Here is a 2,519-nt window from a genome sequence, read left to right on the forward strand (position 1 = left end):
CGGAGGCCACCCGGCCGAGAGCGGTCGCCGAGTGCTCCCAACCCAAGGGACCGGAGAAATCGACCAAGCGCCGGGCGGCCAAGGGGGGGCGGAGACGCTGTTCGGCCTCGGTGTCGAGGCGGGCCCACCCGGCGTCGCTGATGGGGGCGAGGGCGCGCAGCAGGTGGTTCATCGGCCCTCGTCCCTGATGGCGCCGATACCGAGACAGCCGGTGGCGGACGGCCCAGTGGCGTCCTCGGCCAGCATCACTTCGACCTCGAGCTCGGCAATGGGGCCGGTGGTGAACAGGTAGGTGCGCAAGTGGGCGTCCAGGGTCGGATCGTGCCGGCGCAGCCATTCGATCAGCATGGCGGCATGTTCTTTCTCCTCGTCGCGGTTGTGCGCCATCACCGCGCCCAGCTCAGCATCGGTGCTGGCCTCGACCCGTTGGTCGTACCAGTCCACGGCTTCCAGCTCCTCCTGGATGGAGACCAAAGCCCGGTGCCGATCCAATGTCGATGCTGAAAGTCGCTCTTCGGGTTCGTGCAGTCCGGCGCTCTGGGTCACGTTGGTGGTCCTCCGTTGTGCAACCGAGGGTGGATGCGATCACGATGTGTCGACGGGCGGGATCCTGACCGCCGAAGTGGGCGGCGAGACCTTCTCCTCGGCCATGCTGGCCGCGATCCGTTGCGGCGTCGAACGCGAGCCGAGGCGAGTTCATCGCGGCGCGCCGAACGCCATGCCGGCCTGGGCGACGATGATCGGGCAGGCCGGCGCAACCTCGGCTTACGCTCGGGCGGGACCGATCCCCGAAAGACCGGATCACCCGTGGCCCCTTGCCGGCAAGCGCGGGGTGGCCGAGCGAAGGGGGGTCCGGCTATTCGGCCGCCCGTGGAATGAGTCCGAGGGGCTATCGTGGGTTGTGCCGCCAGACGGTGGCACCGCCCTGGACCCCGGTGGATCTCCCAGAGAGCTCCAGAACGGGGTGATGCTATGTCCAGGCCCGATCAAGCCAGCCGACGGCGGCGCCGGACCGGCTCCCTCCTAATCGCTTGGGCCGCGCCGGTCAGACCCACCTCGGTGAGCTTCGACCCGACGCTTCGAACCGCGTCCGAGATCTTGACTTGCCCCCCTGGCACCGCGTCGGGGGCCGACACGGTGGTCAGCGGCGGTCCCACGGCCAGGGAAGCGTCGGCATGCCGGGTGACAGCAGCGACCTACGAGGGAACAGCCGTGCTGCATCTACAAGGGGAGCTCGACGCCGAGACCAGGGCCCGCCTCAGGGCCGACCTGCACCCCGCCGTCGGCCAGTCGGCGGTCTTGTTGGACCTCCAGGGTGCTAGCGCGCTCGAGCCAGCTGGGGTAGAGGTGCTGGCCCGGTTCATCCACGATGTCCATGCCGCCGGGGGCCTGGCCGCCGTTGCCGGCGGTCCCGGGGTGAGGCGGGCGCTGCGCGCCGGTGGCCTGGACCGCCACGTCTTCGTGACCGACTCCGGTGCCCGGGCCTTGAGCTGGCTCGCCGACCCCGCTAACCGGAGAGGATCCCATGCGCGATCTCGGCCGAGTGCCATCCCGACGGACGCCAACGAGTTCAGCGCGTGACGAGCTGGTGAAGCGATGACGACGAAGGAGACCTTCGTCATCGTCGGCGCCGGCCTGGCCGGCGCCAAGGCAGTCGAGGCCCTGCGGGCCCAGGGGTTCGAAGGCCGCGTCGTGCTCCTCGGGGAGGAGGACGAGCGCCCCTACGACCGGCCTCCGCTGTCCAAGGACTACCTCCAGGACAACTCGGAGAAGGACAAGATCTACCTCCACCCGGAGGCGTGGTACGCCGAGCACGAGGTGGAGCTGCGCCTCGGGTGCCGGGCCACCGCCATCGATCCAGGCGTCCACCGGGTCACCGCCGCAAGCGGCGAAGACATCAACTACGACCGCCTGCTCCTGGCCACCGGCTCCTCGCCGCGCCACCTCAAGATCCCCGGCCACGACCTGCGGGGCGTGTACTACCTGCGCAGCGTGGCCGACAGCGAGGCCATCAAGGCAGCGTTGGCCACCGCCGGGAGTGTTGCCATCATCGGAGCGGGCTGGATCGGCCTGGAGACCGCAGCCGCCGCCCGGGCGGCGGGACGGGACACGACGGTGCTGGAGATGGCGAGGCTGCCGTTACTGGGCGTGCTCGGGCCGGAGCTGGCCCAGATCTATGCCGACCTGCATTCTCGTCACGGGGTCGAGCTGTGCCTGGGGGTCGAGGTGGCTGAGATCGTCGGTGATCAGGGCCGGGCGGCCGGGGTGCGCCTCGGTGATGGCCGGGTCATCGACGCCGACGCCGTGGTGGTGGGCATCGGCATCACCCCCAACACGTCCCTGGCCGCCGAGGCTGGCCTTACCGTCGACAACGGGATCCTGGTCGACGAGCATCTGGCCAGCTCCGACTCCGACATCTTCGGCGCCGGGGACGTGGCCAACGCCTACTACCCCTCGCTCGAGCGCCACCTGCGTCTGGAGCACTGGTCGGCGGCGCTCAACCAGGGCCCGGTGGCGGC

Annotated in this window: 3 protein-coding genes; 2 read left to right on the top strand and 1 reads right to left on the bottom strand. The window is 70.2% G+C overall.

The features are described from left to right. Positions 1-168: 168 nt before the first annotated feature. A complete protein-coding gene (locus VFW24_03420; protein ID HEX5265799.1) occupies positions 169-546 on the bottom strand; it encodes a ferritin-like domain-containing protein in 378 nt (125 codons plus the stop codon). A 636-nt stretch (positions 547-1,182) separates the two neighbouring features. Here VFW24_03420 and VFW24_03425 point away from each other — a divergent pair. After that, positions 1,183-1,581 carry an STAS domain-containing protein gene (locus VFW24_03425; GenBank protein ID HEX5265800.1) on the top strand — a complete coding sequence of 133 codons (399 nt, stop codon included), beginning with the start codon at positions 1,183-1,185 and terminating at the stop codon, positions 1,579-1,581. A gap of 15 nt (positions 1,582-1,596) precedes the next feature. Next, positions 1,597-2,519 (top strand): FAD-dependent oxidoreductase (locus VFW24_03430; GenBank protein ID HEX5265801.1); only part of this gene is annotated, 923 nt, incomplete at its 3' end.

The organism is Acidimicrobiales bacterium (genome assembly GCA_036273495.1).
Lineage (GTDB): Bacteria > Actinomycetota > Acidimicrobiia > Acidimicrobiales > JAJPHE01 > DASSEU01.